This is a genomic window from Curtobacterium sp. MCLR17_059 (assembly GCF_003234665.1).
Lineage (GTDB): Bacteria > Actinomycetota > Actinomycetes > Actinomycetales > Microbacteriaceae > Curtobacterium > Curtobacterium flaccumfaciens.
This window is the reverse complement of record NZ_QKSU01000004.1, coordinates 144,507-159,905: the sequence shown is the minus strand read 5'-3', so window position 1 is coordinate 159,905 and position 15,399 is coordinate 144,507. Positions and strand designations below refer to the sequence as shown.

Here is a 15,399-nt window from a genome sequence, read left to right as displayed (position 1 = left end):
GAGGAACCCCACGTGCCCTACCGTCTGCTGGCCGTCCACGCCCACCCCGACGACGAGTCGAGCAAGGGTGCCGCGACCGCCGCGAAGTACGTGGCCGACGGGCACCAGGTACTCGTCGTGTCCTGCACCGGTGGCGAGGCCGGCGACATCCTGAACGACCAACTCGGCGAGCCGGCCACGAGCCGTGCCCACCGTGACATGGCCGGGTACCGCCGCACCGAGATGGCCGCGGCGCAGCAGGCGCTCGGCATCGACCACGTGTGGCTCGGCTACCACGACTCGGGGCTGCCCGACGCCGAGAAGGGCGAGACGGTCCGGCCGGGCACGTTCTCCACGGTGCCGCTCGAGTACAGCACCGAGGCCCTCGTCCGCGTGATCCGCCGGTTCCGCCCGCACGTGCTCGTCACCTACGACGAGAACGGCGGCTACCCGCACCCCGACCACATCCGCACGCACGAGGTGTCGATGGCCGCGTGGTCCGCCGCCGCCGACCCGTCGGCGTACCCGTCCGCCGGTGCCCCGTGGTCGATCGCGAAGCTCTACTACGAGCGCACGATGAACCCGCGCCGCTTCAGCACGATCTTCGAAGCCCTGCAGGAGCGCGACCCGGACAGCCCCGCGATCGAGCAGCTGCGCGAGTGGGTCGAGCGGTTCGCCGACCGGCCCGACCTCGCCACCACCCACGTCGACGTGCACGAGTACTTCGACCAGCGTGACGCCGCACTCCGCGCGCACGCCAGCCAGGTCGCACCGGACAGTGCCTTCTTCTACTGGCCGAACGACCTCCTCGCGACGGTGTGGCCGACCGAGGACTACCAGCTCGTGGAGGCACGCGTGCCGACCGAACTCCCGGAGACCGACCTGTTCGCCGGGATCCCAGCCGACAAGGAACCGACCTCGTGAGCACCATCGCGGCGGCACTCGCCGCCACCCCCAGCCCCAGCCCCTCGGTCGTCCCCGACGTCGACGTCACCCCGGGTGTCGTCGGGTTCATCGCGATCGCACTCGTCGCGATCGTGACGATCCTGCTCGTGGTCGACATGACCCGACGCATCCGTCGGACCCGCTACCGTGCCGAGGTGCGTGAGCGGCTCGAGGCCGAGGCGAACGGCACCGCGGGCGACGGCACCGCGACGGACGAGCCGGAGCGGCGGGCGGCCGAGGACGGCCGAGCCGACGTCGGCGACGACACCGAGCGCGGCTGACGCGACCGGGTACTGACTGGAGGCCCGTGGCGATCCCGCCACGGGCCTCCAGTCCGCCTCGTGCGCACCTGCCGGAACCGGGCGTACCTGGTCGAATCGGGCGTACCTGGTCGGAACTTCCTGGTGAGTACGCCCGGAACCACCAGGCATCGCACCCGTTCTGGGAAGGAACGTGCGACGGTCAGCGCACCGGGTCCAGCGCGACGATGAGCACGCCGACCCACTGCGCACCGAACGCCACCACGGTCAGGGCGTGGAACACCTCGTGGAACCCGAACTGCGTCGGCACCGGGTTCGGCCGCTTGAAGCCGTAGACCAGGGCCCCGATGATGTACGCGACGCCGCCGGACAGGATGAGCACGGTCATCGGGACGCTCGCCGCGAAGAACTGCGGCAGCAGTCCGAGCGCAGCGCACCCGAGCACCAGGTAGATCGGCACGTACAGCCAGCGGGGCGCGTTGATCCAGAGCACCCGGAACGCGATGCCGAGCGCGGCGCCCGACCACATCACCCAGAGCACGACGACCATCAGGGTGTGCGGCAGGGCGCAGATCGCGACGGGCGTGTAGGTGCCGGCGATGAGCAGCAGGATGTTGGTGTGGTCGATGCGCTTCAGCACGGCCTTCACCTTCGGCCCCCACGGGAACCGGTGGTAGGTCGCCGAGACGCCGAACATCGCGAGCGACGTCGCCATGAACACGGCGCTGCCGACCTTCGCGGCGGTGCTGTCGGCGAGGGTGATCAGGACGATCCCCATCGCGATCGCGAACGGGAACGCGCCAAGGTGGATCCAGCCGCGCCAGGCCGGACGAGGTTCGGCGGCGGTCGCGGTCGCCGACGCCTCTTCCGTGAACGGGACGTGGGGGAGTGTTCCGGTCTCGTGCTCGTCCTGCATGGTCCCGACCATAGGGCCTGACCCCGAACGACAGCCACGTGTCCGCAGAGCGGGAGCCTCAGGGATCTGGTGTCGGTGGTGCACTACGCTCGGTGCGTGACCGGGACGGCGGGATGGACAGGGCGAGGGATCCTCTACCGCGCCTACCAGCGCCGGATCCGCCGCCAGCTCGAGGGGGCAGCGAAGCCCAAGCACGTCGCCATGATCGTGGACGGCAACCGCCGCTGGGCGAAGCAGCTCGGGCTCGAGTCCGCCGCACACGGCCACCGCGCCGGCGCCGCGAAGATCCCGGAGTTCCTGACGTGGTGCGACGACCTCGGCATCGAGGTCGTGACGCTGTACCTGCTGTCGGCCGACAACCTGACGGGTCGCGGCGGCGAGGAGCTCGAGGAACTCGTCGGCATCATCGCCGACCTCGCCGGGGTCCTGGCCGACAACCGTGACTGGCGCGTGCAGCACGTCGGGTCGAACGAGGGGCTGCCGGACAACCTGGTGACCGCGCTCGAACAGGCCGAGCAGCGCACCGCCGGGCGCACCGGCCTCCACGTCAACCTGGCCGTCGGGTACGGCGGCCGTCGTGAGATCGCGGACGCCATGCGCAGCATCGTGCAGGCGCACGGCGCGGGTGGCGGCACCATCGACACCCTGGCCGAGGTGCTGACGCCGGAGCTCATCGGCGACCACCTGTACACGCAGGGCCAGCCCGACCCCGACCTGGTGATCCGGACCTCGGGCGAGCAGCGGCTCTCCGACTTCATGCTGTGGCAGAGCGCGCACAGCGAGTTCTACTTCGTCGAGGCGTTCTACCCGGACCTGCGCGAGGTCGACTTCCTCCGCGCGGTCCGCGACTTCGGGCTCCGGTCGCGTCGCTTCGGCGGCTGAGCAGCCACCTCCCGCACCGGGTTCGTCGGCGGAGCCGCGTCCCAGTAGGCTCTCAGGGTTCAACCCTGTGAAAGGTGCACCACCTGTGAACATCGACGAGTACGCCGCCGGCTTCTCCGAAGACCCCGGTTACCTCGACCACGCTGCGTTCGGCCCCGTGCAGACCGCCGTGCTCGAGGAGCAGCGTGTGCTCGGCACCATCCAGGCACACATGCGCTTCGGCGCCATGGAGACCCTCGACGAGCAGGACGCCCGCGTCCGCACCGTCGCCGCCCGCCTGGTCGGCCGCCGCGAGGACCAGGTCGTCTCGCAGGCCGCGACGACCCCGGGCCTGCTGCACACCGCCTTCGGCCTGACCGGGGGCGTGCTCGTGTCCGCCGACGAGTACCCGTCGCTGCCGCTCGCACTGGCCAGCGCCGCCTCGGCCACCGGTGGACGGGTACAGCCCGTCGTCATCGAGTCGGGTGCCGGCTGGGTGACCCCCGAGCTGATCCGTGAGCGCCTGTCCGACGAGGTGACCGCCGTCGCGGTGTCCCTGGTCGACTGGCGCACCGGCTACCTGACCGACCTCGCCGCCATCCGCGAGGTCATCGGCGACCGCCTGCTCATCGTCGACGCGATCCAGGGCTTCGGCGTCGTCGACGCCCCGTACGAGGTCGCCGACGTGGTCGCCACCGGCGGGCAGAAGTGGTTGCACGCCGGGTGGGGCACCGGGTTCGTGGCGTTCAGCGACCGCGCCCTGAACCGGATCCGTCCGGCGCTGTCCGGCCCGCACGGCACGTCCGGCTGGCCCACCGAGGTCCCCGCGGTGCGTCCGGGGGCCGCCGGCTTCCAGATGTCCCGCATCGACCCGGTCGCGCAGGCCCGGCTCGCGGTGTCGCTCGAGCGCCTCACCGCGGTCGGCGTCGCCGCCGTGCAGGAGCGGGTCACCGACCGCGTCGAGCGCGTGTTCGCCATCGCCGACGAGTTCGGGCTCGAGGTCGAGTCCAGCCGCGACCCGGCCGAGCGCGCCGGCATCGTGGTGCTCCGGCCGACGCAGGGTCGCGTGACGGCCCTGTCCGCCGCGATGCACAACCACGGCGTCACCGCGACCACGCGGCTCGGCGTCGCGCGGGTGTCCGTGTTCCCGTCGACCACCGACGAGACCCTGGACATGTTCCGCGACGCTTGCGTCTCGTACGCCACGATGCAGTAGCAGCGGCTGGGCTGCTGCGCTTGCTGCCTCCCGTCCGCGTCCGGCGAGCGGTCACGACACCCCGCTCACGTCCGCCGAGTGGTCACCACCTGTCGCCTGGCGCCGTCGCACCCGACGGTTCGTGACCACTCGGCGCTGCGCGCGCGACGATTCGCGACCAACGGACGGCCTGGAGGCGCGGTGCCAGGCCGCCACGGGCCTCCCGTCCGCAGCACGCGAGCGGTCACGGCACCCCGCTCACGTCCGCCGAGTGGTCACCATCTGTCGGCCGGCGCCGCCGCACCCGTCGGTTCGTGACCCTTCGACGCCACCGCCGCGCGCGGCGTCGCGAGCCACGCTCGCGTTGTTCACGCGACCGTAACTCCGGAAACCGCGTGTCGCTGTCGGGGTGTCGGGGGCCGGACGTACGTTGTCCCCATCGGGCACCGCGCCCGATCGAAGCGGCCACAGTCGGTGCTTCGGGACCCGCTCCGTGGCCGCGTTCGAGGACAGGACCGGGCCCGTCGCGGCCCGGGGATGGAGTGGTCGTGACCTCTCAGAACGTCTCTCGCGGAGCACAGCAGCAGCACACCGCGGACTCGTCCACATCGGTCGCCCAGCGCACGTACGTGCTCGACACATCGGTGCTGCTCAGCGATCCGCGGGCCTTGTTCCGCTTCGCCGAGCACGCCGTGGTCCTGCCCGTGGTGGTCGTCAGCGAACTCGAGGCGAAGCGCAACGACCCGGAGATCGGGTACTTCGCCCGGCAGGCCCTCCGGCTGCTCGACGAACTGCGCATCGAGCACGAGCGGCTCGACTTCCCGATCGCGATCGGCGACGGCGGCTCGTTCCGCGTCGAACTGAACCACTCCAACCAGTCCGTCCTGCCGTCGGGCCTGCAGCTCGGCGACAACGACTCCCGCATCCTCGCCGTCGCGTCGAACCTCAAGAACGACGGACTCGACGTCGTGGTCGTGTCGAAGGACCTGCCGCTCCGGGTCAAGGCGTCGTCGATCGGCATGGCGGCGGAGGAGTACCGCGCCGAACTCGCGGTCGACTCGGGCTACACCGGCATCGCGGACCTGCAGGTGTCCGGCGAGCAGATGTCCGACCTGTACGAGAAGGAGGAGATCCGGTCCTCGAAGCTCGACGGCGTCCCGGTGAACACCGGCGTCGTCATCCACTCCGAACGCGGATCGGCCCTCGGCCGCGTGCACGTCGCCGGCGCCGTCGCACTGGTGCGCGGCGACCGCGAGGTCTTCGGCCTCCGCGGGCGCTCGGCCGAGCAGCGGCTCGCCATCGACGCGCTGCTCGACTCCGAGATCGGCATCGTCTCGCTCGGCGGCAGCGCCGGCACGGGCAAGTCAGCGCTCGCCCTGTGCGCCGGACTCGAAGCGGTGCTCGAACGGCAGCAGCACAAGAAGATCATGGTGTTCCGGCCGCTGTACGCCGTGGGCGGGCAGGACCTCGGCTTCCTGCCCGGCGACGCCGGCGAGAAGATGAACCCGTGGGCGCAGGCCGTCTACGACACCCTCGGTTCGGTGGTGTCGGACAACGTCCTCGACGAGGTGGTCGAGCGCGGCCTGATCGAGGTGCTGCCCCTGACCCACATCCGCGGCCGCTCCCTGCACGACGCCTTCGTGATCGTCGACGAGGCGCAGTCGCTCGAACGGAACGTGCTGCTCACGATGCTCTCCCGCATCGGTCAGAACTCGCGGGTCGTGCTCACCCACGACGTTGCGCAGCGCGACAACCTGCGGGTCGGCCGGCACGACGGGATCGCGTCGGTCATCGAGCGGCTCAAGGGGCACCCGCTGTTCGCGCACGTCACGCTGACGCGGTCCGAGCGCTCCGCCATCGCCGCCTTGGTCACCGACCTGCTGGACTCGCCTGACCTGGTGTAGCGCGCGTCGAGCCGCCATCGGACGGACGGGAGGCCCGGTGCCAGCTGGCACCGGGCCTCCCGTCCGTCCTGGGGGCGCGCCAGGAGCGTCGCGCTAGTTCGGGTGGGTCATGCTCAGGACGTCGAGCGCCTCGTCGAGCTGCGCCTCGGTGACCTCGCCGCGCTCGACGTGGCCGAGGGCCACGACGGCTTCGCGCACGGTCATGCCCTCGGCGACGGCGTACTTCGCGACCTTCGCCGCAGCCTCGTAGCCGATGACCCGGTTGAGCGGGGTGACGATCGACGGTGAGGACTCCGCGAAGGCGCGGGCACGCTCGAGGTTCGCCTGCAGCCCGTCGATGGTCTTGTCCGCGAGCACCCGCGAGCTGTTCGCCAGCAGGCGGATCGACTCGAGCAGCGCCGTGCCCATCACCGGGATGGCGACGTTGAGCTCGAACGCACCCGAGGCACCGGCCCAGGCGATGGTGGCGTCGTTGCCGATGACCCGGGCGCCGACCATCAGGGTGGCCTCGGGGATCACCGGGTTCACCTTGCCCGGCATGATCGAGGAGCCGGGCTGCAGGTCGGGGATGTGCAGCTCGCCCAGGCCGGTGTTCGGACCGGAGCCCATCCAGCGCAGGTCGTTGTTGATCTTCGTCAGGCTGACGGCGAGCACCTTGAGCGCACCGGAGGCCTCGACCAGGGCGTCACGCGCGCCCTGCGCCTCGAAGTGGTCGACGGCCTCGGTGATCGGCAGGTCGGTGTCGCTCGCGAGCTGGGCGATGACCCGCTGCGGGAAGCCCTTTGGGGTGTTGATGCCCGTGCCGACCGCGGTGCCGCCGAGCGGGACCTCGGCGACGCGGGGGAGCGTCGCCTGCACCCGCTCGATGCCCAGGCGGATCTGGCGTGCGTAACCGCCGAACTCCTGCCCGAGGGTGACGGGCGTGGCGTCCATCAGGTGCGTCCGGCCGGACTTCACGGCGTCGGCCCAGAGCGTGGCCTTCGCTTCGAGGGACTCGGCGAGGTGTTCGAGGGCGGGCACGAGCGTGCGGAGCAGTGCCTCGGTCACGGCGACGTGCACGGAGGTGGGGAAGACGTCGTTCGACGACTGCGAGGCGTTGACGTGGTCGTTCGGGTGGACCGCCGAGCCCGCGATGTCGGACGCCAGTGTCGCGAGCACCTCGTTCATGTTCATGTTCGACGACGTGCCGCTGCCGGTCTGGTAGACGTCGACCGGGAACTGGTCGTGGTGCTGGCCGCCGATGATCAGGTCGGCGGCGCCGGCGATGGCGTCGGCGACGGCGGGTTCGACGACGCCGAGTTCACCGTTCACGATGGCCGCCGCACGCTTGATCCGTGCGAGCGCCACGATCTGCGCCGACTCGAGCCCGGTGCCCGAGATGGGGAAGTTCTCGACGGCGCGCTGGGTCTGGGCACGGTAGAGCGCCGACTTCGGCACCCGTACCTCGCCCATGGTGTCGTGCTCGATGCGGAACTCGGTCGGGGTGGTGTCGGTCACGTCGTCGTGGTCCTTCCTGGGGTGCTCGCCGGTCGCGGTCGCGCCGGCCCGTGCCTGCGCCCCGGGGTCGCCGGGGCGGTCGTCGTCGGAGTCGCTCTTCGTCTGGCTCGGTCGTCGTCGGGTCGGTCAGACCTGGCCGACGACGGTGTCGATGGTGACTTCTCCGGTGGCGAGGTCGTACGTCGCCCCGACGACGGCCAATCTACCCTCGGCCACGGCGTCGGAGACCGCGCCGGAGCGCTCGATCACCTGGCGGAGAGTGGCTTCGAGGTGTGCGGCGCCGACGGCTTCCTGCGGGAGCTCGGCGTCGGTGAGTCGGACCTTCTCGACGCTCGGGGCGATCGCGTCGACGAGGGCCTGCAGGTGCGGAGCGGGGACGGGCTCACCGGAGCGCGCTGCCGCGACGGCACCGCACCGGGTGTGCCGGAGCACGACGACCAGGGGCGTGCCCAGTGCGACGACCGCGAACTCGATCGAGCCGAGCACGACGTCGTCGACGATCTGGCCGGCGTTGCGGATGGCGAACAGGTCACCGATGCCGGCGTCGAAGACGTGCTCGAACGGCACCCGCGAGTCCGAGCAGCCGAGGACGGTCGCGAACGGCGACTGCGATCCTTCGAGCTCGGTGCGGCGGTCCGGGTCCACGCGGCCCATCCGGCGCTTGTCGGCGGCGAAGCGGGCGTTGCCGTCGACCAGCAGGCGCAGGGCGTCGGACGGGGTGGAGGCGGCGCGGTCGGGCATGGGGCTCCTCGGTTCGGGTGGGACGGGGTGGTGACTGGCGGGGCGGTGCCCGTCGTCTACTCGGTCAGTTCTCGGGAGACGGCGGTCGCGACGGTCCGGAACGCCTTGTCGTCGGCGGTGCCGGAGAGCACGATCGTGTTCTTGCCGAACGTCGAGACGAGCGAGTACGCGTGGTTGCCGGCATCGGTGCCCTCGGCGCGGCGGTCGTAGACGGTCCACTCCGTGTCGCCGATGGTGCGGTCACCGGTGGACGGGCGCTGGTCGAGCTGGTTCGACACCCACGAGGCGTTGGCGTCGATGCCCTGCTGCAGACCGAGGTACTGCTTGTCCGGCGTCACGAAGCCGACGGTCCAGACGTCCACGCCGTCGGTGGTCTTGCTGGCGAAGTCTGCGCGGTTGGCGCTGTAGCCGTCGGGCAGCGGAGGCGCCACCAGGGTGACGTCGTCGACGTTCGCCTTCGCCGCGATCTGCTGGTAGTCGACGGTGCGGTCCACCGTGGTGTCGGGCCGGACGACGACCGCCACCAGGAACAGCACGATGCCGAGCGAGGCGATGAGCGCGATGACCAGGTTGAACGCGGTCTGGTGCTGCCGGCGGGCGGTGCGGGCGGCGTCCTTGCGGGCCCAGGTCTCCTCTGCCGTCTCGGGGCGACCGAGCTCGGCGACGATCGGGCGGCCGTCGGGGTCGGTCATCGCCCGGAGCCGTCCTGGGCATCGCTGGCGGCACGGGCCGCGTCGAGCCGTGCGCGGGCGCCGACGAGCCACTCTTCGCACCGGGCGGCGAGGGCTTCGCCCCGCTCCCAGAGCGCCAGCGAACGCTCGAGGGTCGCGGAGCCCTGTTCGAGCTCGCTCACGACGCGCACGAGTTCGTCGCGGGCCGCTTCGTAGCTCAGCGACTGGACGTCGGTCTGCTCGGGTTCCTGCTGGGATGGCACGGGTCGATCCTACCGAGCGTCCACCGACGATCCGTCGCCCGGACCCAGGCTGTGGAGAACACCCGTGGTGGTCAGGAGCCGTCCGGGCCGGGGCCGTCCGGTTCGAGCGTGCCCGTGGCCGTGCCGGCACCGAGCGTGACGTGCACCGGCGTCGCTCCGGACAGGTCGTCGGTGCCGCGGACGACACCCCCGTCGGCCCGCTGCACGATGGCGTACCCGCGGCGCAGGGTGTCCCGCGGCGAGAGTGCCCGGAGCCGGGCGGTCAGGTGCCCGACCTCGGAGTGCCCGCGCTCCAGTCGGCGGTCGAGCAGTTCGCGGGCGCGGGACAGGTCGCGGGCGACCTCTTCCGCACGGGTGTCGACGAGCCACGCGGTCGACGCCAGGGCCGGGCGCGACCGCAGCGCGGCGAGCCGGTCGGCCTCGACCGACAGCGTGTGCGAGAGCCGGAGCCCGAGCCGAGCGCGGGCTGCCCGCACGTTGGCGAGCTCCTCGGCGACGTCGGGCACGACCCGCTTGGCGGCGTCCGTCGGGGTCGAGGCACGCAGGTCGGCGACCTCGTCGAGGATGGGGCGGTCGGCCTCGTGGCCGATCGCCGAGACGATCGGGGTCGACGCCGCGGCCGCCGCACGGACGAGCCCTTCGTCGCTGAAGCCGAGCAGGTTCTGGAAGTCGCCGCCGCCGCGCGCGATGATGATGACGTCGACCTCGGGGTCGGCGTCGAGCTCGAGGATCGCCGCCGTGACCTCGCCCACGGTCCGTTCGCCCTGCACGGCGGTGTGCACGGTGCGGAACTCCACCTGGGGCCACCGCAGCTGCGCGTTCCGCTTGACGTCCTTCTCTGCGTCGGAGTCCTTGCCGGTGATCAGGCCGATGCGGTGCGGCAGGAACGGCAGACGTTGCTTGCGAGCCGGGTCGAACAGCCCCTCCTCGGCGAGGGTGCGGCGGAGACGCTCGAGGCGTTCGAGCAGGTCACCGAGCCCGACGTGCTTCATCTCGACGACCTGCATGGTCAGCGAGCCGCCCTTGACCCAGTAGTTCGGCTTGAGGGCGGCGACGACGCGGTCGCCCTGCTTGATGTCCGCCGGCACCCGGGAGCGCACGCTCGACCAGATGGAGAACGACACGGTGGCGTCGACCTCGACGTCCTTGAGCTTGCCGTACACGTTGCCGCCGGCGACGTTCCACTGCGTGATCTCGCCCTCGACCCACGCGGTGCCGAGCCGGTCGATCCAGTCGCGGAGCTTCGCGCCGAGGAGCGCCACCGGCCACGGGTTGTCGGCCGTCGGCGGGCCCTGTTCGATCGCCATGTCGCTCCTCGTCCTGCTGGGACGTCCATCGTGCCCGAGACCGGTGACAGGGGACGGACGTCGTGTTCTCCACAGGCACCCCGCGCGCCCAGGTCGCGTGCGTGCCGCTCACCTATCATCGGGGACGTGACGATCACCAACGGCCACACGGTCCCGCTCGCCCCGCCGCGTGTGCACGCGGCACGGGGCCGACTGCGTGACGAACCGGTCGCCGGACCCAAGAAGGTGCTGCTCGCGGCCCCCCGTGGTTACTGCGCCGGGGTGGACCGTGCGGTCGTCGCGGTCGAGAAGGCGTTGGAGCAGTACGGTGAGCCCGTCTACGTCCGCAAGCAGATCGTCCACAACGTGCACGTGGTCTCGACGCTCGAGCAGCGCGGTGCCGTCTTCGTCGACGACGTGGCCGAGGTCCCCCGGGGCTCGCACGTCGTCTTCAGCGCGCACGGTGTGTCGCCGGCCGTCGTCGCGGGTGCCGCCGAGCGCGACCTGCACGCCATCGACGCCACCTGCCCCCTCGTCACCAAGGTCCACCGCGAAGCCACCCGGTTCGCCAAGGCCGAGCGCACCATCATCCTGATCGGCCACGCCGGCCACGAAGAGGTCGAGGGAACCATGGGACACGCCCCGGACCGCACGATCCTGGTGAACGGCCCCGACGACGTCGCCGCGCTGTCGGTCCCCGACCCGGACAACCTCGTCTGGCTGTCGCAGACCACGCTCAGCGTCGACGAGACGATGGAGACCGTGCGGCTGCTGCGCGAGAAGTTCCCGGCCATCCAGGACCCCCCGTCGGACGACATCTGCTACGCCACCCAGAACCGCCAGGTCGCGATCAAGAAGGTCGCGCCCGGCGCCGACCTGGTGATCGTGGTCGGCTCCGCGAACTCGTCGAACAGCGTCCGCCTCGTCGAGGTCGCGCTCGAGCACGGTGCCCGTGCCGCCCACCGCGTCGACTACGCGGAGGAGATCCAGCAGGAGTGGCTCGACGGTGTCGAGACGGTCGGCGTGACGAGCGGTGCGTCCGTGCCGGAAGAACTCGTGGCCGAGGTGCTCGAACAGCTCGCCGACGCCGGCTACGCCGCCGTCGAAGAGGTCGTCACCGCACACGAGGACCTGATGTTCTCGCTCCCCAAGGAGCTCCGCACCGACGCCTCGGGCAACCCGACGCGCGCGCTCGGCGGGCGTCGGGCATGAGCGGCTCGGACGGCTGGTCCTCGGTCCCGCGTCGCGACCCGGCGAACCACGGCGACGCCGGCGCTGGTACCGGCCAGGAGGCCCGGGGTGCGTCCGCGACGTCGGCCGCCGGTCCCGCGAACGGTCGGCCCCGGGGCCGTCCCGCCCCCGGCTACGGCGAGTACGCACCAGAGGGCTGGGTGAACCCGGTCCTCGTCGAGCAGGAACGCCAGGAGCGGGAGCGCCAGGCACGGGAGCGGCAGGACCAGGCCCCCGCCACCGGCGTGCGCGACGCTGCTCCGAGCGACGGCGTCCGCGGCGAACGCGCCGGTGCGGACGCTCGCTCTGGTGCAGTCCCTGCCGGGGCGCAGCGGTCGATGGCCCGCAGCCGGTTCGGTCGCACACCGGCCGACTTCGTGCTCACCGTCGGGCTGCTCGCCTTCGGGCTCGTCTCCGTGGTGCAGTCCCTGTCCGTGGGCGAGGTCGCCTCCACCGTGCGGCGCACCCTCGAGACCCAGTACACGGCGCTGAACGACCCGAGCGCCCTGAGCACGGCGGCCGCCATCGCCGCGATCACCAACGTGGTCGTCTTCGCCCTGGTCGCCTGGTGGTCCATCCGTCGGCTCCGCGCACGGAAGCGGACGTTCTGGGTGCCGCTGGTCGGCGCGGTCGTCGCCACGGCGATCAGCACGATCGCGTTCGTCGTCGTGGTCATGCAGGACCAGGCCTTCGTCGACTTCATGCTGCGACAGTCCGGCGCCTGACCGCCTGACCGCCTGACCGCCTGACCGCCTGACCGCCGGGCTCACGGCGCCGGCATCCGCGCGCCGAGTGGTCGCAACACGCCGCGGGCCCGCCGTCGAGTGGTCACGAAGTGTCGTCTGGCACCGGCGCGACCGACAGTTCGTGACCCATCGACCCTGCGCGCGCGGGGAGTCATGACCTCTCGGCAGCCCGTCCGTCGGCCAGCCGCGGTGCCGGTGCCCCTCTGGCGAGCGTCGTCAGCCTCCCGGGCGAGCGCAGCAGCCACCGCCGAGTAGTCGCAACACGCCGCGGCCTCGCCGTCGAGTGGTCACGAAGTGTCGTCTGGCACCGGCGCAACCGACAGTTTGTGACCCCTCGGCCCTCCGCGTGCGGGGAGTCGTGACCACCCCAGCCAGCAGCCGGAGGTCAGCCGGCCAGGAACGCCGCGACCGCTCCGTGCAGGGCAGCCAGGTCGTCGACGTGCACGAGCTCCCGGATCGAGTGCATCGACAGCAGCCCGACGCCGATGTCGATCGTCGGGATCCCGAGCCGGGTCGCCGCGATCGGGCCGATGGTCGAGCCGCCGGGGATCGTGTTCACGTTGACGAACGGCTGCCACGGCACACCGGCGGTCTCGCAGGCGGCGGCCCAGACGGCCTCGCCCTTCGCCTCGGTCATGTAGCGCTGGTTCGCGCTGATCTTCAGCAGCGGTCCGGCCCCGGGGCGCGGACGGTTCGTCGGGTCGTGCTTCTCCGGCTGGTTCGGGTGCACCAGGTGCCCGGCGTCGCTCGACAGCAGCCACGACGCACGGAACGCCCGGGCGGCTTCGGAGCGGGTGGCGCCGAGGCCCTCTTGCACACGGCCGAGGACGTCCTCGAGGAACGGACCACCGGCACCGGACGGCGTCGACGACCCGATCTCCTCGTGGTCGAACGCCGCGAACACCGGGATGTGGTCACCATCGGTGGGAGCGTCGACGATGCCCCGGAGTCCGGCGTGCACGCTCGTCAGGTTGTCCATCCGGCCGGACGCCAGGAACTCCCGCTCGATGCCGATCCGGGCCGGCGCCTGGGTGTCGGCGAGGAACAGGTCCCACGACACCGCGCCCTCGCCCAGCCGGGCGAGCAGCCACTCCACGACGGAGGTCCCACCGGCGTCGCCGTCGACCCCGACGATCGGCAGGGTGTGGCGCTGGCGGTCGATCTCCTTGCCGTCGTTCACCCCGCGGTCGAGGTGGATGGCCAGGTTCGGGATGCGGGCGACGGCGTCGGTGCTGACGAGCCGCACGCTGCCGTCGGCGTCGACGACGCGGCCGGCGATCCGCAGGTCACGGTCGAACCAGGTCGACAGGAGCGCCCCGCCGTAGACCTCGACGTTGAGCTGCTCCCAGCCCCCGGTGCGCACGCCGGGGTTCGGCTTCACGCGGAAGCCGGGGGAGTCGGTGTGGGCGCCGAGGATCCGGAACGGCGTCGTCGGGACGGCACCGTCGGGCAGGCGCCACGCGATGACGGCGCCGTCGCGGACCACCACGTACGCACCGGGTTCGGTCGGCCAGGCGTCGAGCTCGGACAGCTCGGTGAACCCGGCTGCGACGAGACGGTCACGGGTCGCCGCCGCCGCGTGGAACGCGGTGGGCGACTCGGTGACGAACTGGGCGAACTCGGAGGCGATGGCGTCGACGGTCACCCGCCCATCGTGGCACGCGGTGGAGGCGACCCGACGCAGAACGGGGCGCGTCCGTCGGACGCACCCCGTTCCTCCAGGCCGGTGGACCCGGCCGGACGGACCTGCTCAGCCCTTGGCGTGGCCTGCCGAGCCGAGGACCTTCGCGGCCTCGACGACGCGAGCCGCCATGGCGGTCTCGGCGACCTTGCCCCAGGCGCGGGGGTCGTACTGCTTCTTGTTGCCGACCTCGCCGTCGATCTTCAGGACACCCTCGTAGTTGCGGAACATCGAGTCCGCGATCGAGCGGGTGAACGCGTACTGGGTGTCCGTGTCGATGTTCATCTTGATGACGCCGTTGCGGACGGCTTCGTGGATCTCGTCGTCGGTCGAGCCGGAGCCGCCGTGGAAGACGAGGTCGAGGGGGTTCTCGCCGGTGCCGTGCTTCGCCGCGACGGACGCCTGGATCTCGCCGAGGAGCTCGGGACGGAGCTTGACGTTGCCCGGCTTGTAGACGCCGTGCACGTTGCCGAAGGTGAGCGCCGCGATCCAGCGGCCCTTGTCGCCCAGACCGAGCGCGTCGACGACCTTCTCGACGTCGTTCGGGGTCGTGTAGAGCGCGTCGTTCGTGCCCTCGTGCTGGACGCCGTCCTCTTCGCCGCCGACGACGCCGATCTCGACCTCGAGGATCGCGTTGATGTTCCGCGTCTTCTCGATCATGGTCTTCGCGATCTCGATGTTCTCGTCGAGCGGCACGGCCGAACCGTCCCACATGTGCGACTGGAAGATCGGGTTGCGACCCTGCCGGACCTCTTCCTCGCTCGCCGCGATCAGCGGCAGGACGAAGCCGTCGAGAGCATCCTTCGGGCAGTGGTCGGTGTGCAGCGCGACCGTGATGTCGTAGTTCTTGGCGACCTCGTGGGCGAACTTCGCCATCGCGAGGGCACCAGCTGCGCGGTTCTTGATGGTGTGGCCGGCGAAGTAGTCGGCACCGCCCGTCGTGACCTGGAGGATGCCGTCGGAACCGGCTTCCTGCAGGCCCTGGAGGACCGCGTTGATGGTCTGCGAGGAGGAGACGTTGACCGCGGGGTACGCGAACTTGCCCGCCTTCGCGCGTTCGATCATCTCGGCGTACTGTTCCGGCGTTGCGATGGGCACGTGGATCTCCTTCGACTTCGGTGATGTCCCCGCCGATCGTAGTCAGCCGGACTGGAGGCGCGGTCCGGGTTACGCGGTCGGCTCACGTCCGGCGTGCACATGCGTGCACGGGCCCGGTGTCCGGAC

15 protein-coding genes are annotated in these 15,399 nt (G+C 71.4%); 7 read left to right on the top strand and 8 right to left on the bottom strand.

Features of this window, described 5'->3' with window-relative positions; all coding sequences use genetic code 11:
* Positions 1-12 precede the first annotated feature (12 nt).
* Entirely contained in the window at positions 13-903 is an 891-nt protein-coding gene (gene mca / locus DEJ12_RS08010) for a mycothiol conjugate amidase Mca (RefSeq protein ID WP_027464504.1), read from the top strand.
* Positions 900-1,205: a hypothetical protein gene (locus tag DEJ12_RS08005; RefSeq protein WP_017886736.1), complete on the top strand. Its 306-nt coding sequence runs from the start codon at positions 900-902 to the stop codon at positions 1,203-1,205. Before mca ends, DEJ12_RS08005 begins: the two co-directional genes overlap by 4 nt.
* A 181-nt stretch (positions 1,206-1,386) precedes the next feature.
* Here DEJ12_RS08005 and DEJ12_RS08000 read toward each other — a convergent pair whose 3' ends face one another.
* Positions 1,387-2,100: a hemolysin III family protein gene (locus tag DEJ12_RS08000; protein WP_071406128.1), complete on the bottom strand. Its 714-nt coding sequence runs from the start codon at positions 2,098-2,100 to the stop codon at positions 1,387-1,389.
* Between the two features lie 96 nt (positions 2,101-2,196).
* Between DEJ12_RS08000 and DEJ12_RS07995 the strand changes: the two genes are divergently transcribed.
* From DEJ12_RS07995 to DEJ12_RS07985, 3 genes are all read left to right on the top strand, one after another.
* Positions 2,197-2,982, top strand: coding sequence for an isoprenyl transferase (locus tag DEJ12_RS07995; protein ID WP_110864496.1), 786 nt, complete (start codon positions 2,197-2,199; stop codon positions 2,980-2,982).
* An 85-nt stretch (positions 2,983-3,067) separates the two neighbouring features.
* Positions 3,068-4,177, top strand: coding sequence for an aminotransferase class V-fold PLP-dependent enzyme (locus DEJ12_RS07990; RefSeq protein ID WP_071406125.1), 1,110 nt, complete (start codon positions 3,068-3,070; stop codon positions 4,175-4,177).
* Between the two features lie 521 nt (positions 4,178-4,698).
* The gene (locus DEJ12_RS07985; protein WP_175330838.1) at positions 4,699-6,060 is read left to right on the top strand and encodes a PhoH family protein; all 1,362 of its coding nucleotides are present in this window, start codon (positions 4,699-4,701) and stop codon (positions 6,058-6,060) included.
* A 93-nt stretch (positions 6,061-6,153) separates the two neighbouring features.
* On the opposite strand, the gene DEJ12_RS07980 is transcribed toward DEJ12_RS07985, so the two are convergent.
* The 5 genes from DEJ12_RS07980 to xseA all read right to left on the bottom strand — a co-directional run bounded on the left by DEJ12_RS07980 (position 6,154) and on the right by xseA (position 10,539).
* Positions 6,154-7,557 (bottom strand): aspartate ammonia-lyase, encoded by a 1,404-nt coding sequence (locus DEJ12_RS07980; protein ID WP_111029595.1) that lies wholly within the window; start codon positions 7,555-7,557, stop codon positions 6,154-6,156.
* Between the two features lie 126 nt (positions 7,558-7,683).
* Entirely contained in the window at positions 7,684-8,298 is a 615-nt protein-coding gene (locus DEJ12_RS07975; RefSeq protein ID WP_027464510.1) for a carbonic anhydrase, read from the bottom strand.
* Between the two features lie 56 nt (positions 8,299-8,354).
* Positions 8,355-8,990, bottom strand: coding sequence for a DUF4245 domain-containing protein (locus DEJ12_RS07970; protein WP_111029594.1), 636 nt, complete (start codon positions 8,988-8,990; stop codon positions 8,355-8,357).
* Positions 8,987-9,232, bottom strand: a complete 246-nt coding sequence (locus DEJ12_RS07965; protein WP_017886728.1) for an exodeoxyribonuclease VII small subunit — start codon at positions 9,230-9,232, stop codon at positions 8,987-8,989. The genes DEJ12_RS07970 and DEJ12_RS07965 overlap by 4 nt, the downstream gene beginning before the upstream one ends.
* Before the next feature lie 71 nt (positions 9,233-9,303).
* Positions 9,304-10,539: an exodeoxyribonuclease VII large subunit gene (xseA, locus tag DEJ12_RS07960; protein WP_111029593.1), complete on the bottom strand. Its 1,236-nt coding sequence runs from the start codon at positions 10,537-10,539 to the stop codon at positions 9,304-9,306.
* Between the two features lie 126 nt (positions 10,540-10,665).
* On the opposite strand from xseA, the gene DEJ12_RS07955 reads away from it, so the two are divergent.
* Entirely contained in the window at positions 10,666-11,730 is a 1,065-nt protein-coding gene (locus DEJ12_RS07955; RefSeq protein WP_081827167.1) for a 4-hydroxy-3-methylbut-2-enyl diphosphate reductase, read from the top strand.
* Positions 11,727-12,473 carry a DUF6264 family protein gene (locus tag DEJ12_RS07950; protein WP_111029592.1) on the top strand — a complete coding sequence of 249 codons (747 nt, stop codon included), beginning with the start codon at positions 11,727-11,729 and terminating at the stop codon, positions 12,471-12,473. Before DEJ12_RS07955 ends, DEJ12_RS07950 begins: the two co-directional genes overlap by 4 nt.
* Positions 12,474-12,879: 406 nt before the next feature.
* Here DEJ12_RS07950 and DEJ12_RS07945 read toward each other — a convergent pair whose 3' ends face one another.
* Both DEJ12_RS07945 and fbaA read right to left on the bottom strand, forming a co-directional pair.
* The gene (locus DEJ12_RS07945) at positions 12,880-14,139 is read right to left on the bottom strand and encodes a M18 family aminopeptidase (RefSeq protein WP_111029591.1); all 1,260 of its coding nucleotides are present in this window, start codon (positions 14,137-14,139) and stop codon (positions 12,880-12,882) included.
* A 105-nt stretch (positions 14,140-14,244) separates the two neighbouring features.
* Positions 14,245-15,273 (bottom strand): class II fructose-bisphosphate aldolase, encoded by a 1,029-nt coding sequence (gene fbaA / locus DEJ12_RS07940; RefSeq protein WP_017886723.1) that lies wholly within the window; start codon positions 15,271-15,273, stop codon positions 14,245-14,247.
* Between the last annotated feature and the right edge of the window lie 126 nt (positions 15,274-15,399).

Coding starts and splice junctions, on each gene's coding strand:
- DEJ12_RS07970 (WP_111029594.1), bottom strand. CDS start 8,990: ATGACCGACCCCGACGGCCGCCCGATCGTCGCCGAGCTCGGTCGCCCC.
- xseA (WP_111029593.1), bottom strand. CDS start 10,539: ATGGCGATCGAACAGGGCCCGCCGACGGCCGACAACCCGTGGCCGGTG.
- DEJ12_RS08000 (WP_071406128.1), bottom strand. CDS start 2,100: ATGCAGGACGAGCACGAGACCGGAACACTCCCCCACGTCCCGTTCACG.
- DEJ12_RS07950 (WP_111029592.1), top strand. CDS start 11,727: ATGAGCGGCTCGGACGGCTGGTCCTCGGTCCCGCGTCGCGACCCGGCG.
- DEJ12_RS07975 (WP_027464510.1), bottom strand. CDS start 8,298: ATGCCCGACCGCGCCGCCTCCACCCCGTCCGACGCCCTGCGCCTGCTG.